The organism is Cedecea sp. B1(4) (assembly GCF_059414925.1).
The window spans coordinates 1-292 of the sequence record NZ_JCAHMZ010000190.1; the positions used below are offsets into that span (position 1 = coordinate 1).

Here is a 292-nt window from a genome sequence, read left to right on the forward strand (position 1 = left end):
CTGAATCTCGCGCTATTTCAAGCGATCAATGCTGGGACGCCCGCAGTGCTGTGGCCGCTGGCGTCGCTCTTCAGCCTAATCGGCAGCTACTGGACCGCGCCCCTAACCGTACTGGGCCTATGGGCATGGTCAAAGGCATCTTCCGATCCGGCCCGCGTTCGGCTAGTGCGGAGCCGTTTGTTGCACTTCGGCGTCGCGTTCTTGCTGGCCTTGGCGGCGGCGTCGGCCTTGAAGTGGTGGCTCGACTTTCCGCGCCCGCATGCGGTGCTGGGCGCAGCGGTGCATGTCATCG

General features: G+C 64.4%; 1 protein-coding gene. It reads left to right on the forward strand.

Annotated features, from left to right (window positions below; all coding sequences use genetic code 11):
- Nucleotides 1-292: hypothetical protein (locus ACR6JA_RS22580; protein ID WP_494599684.1), on the forward strand; the 292-nt coding region annotated here is incomplete at both ends.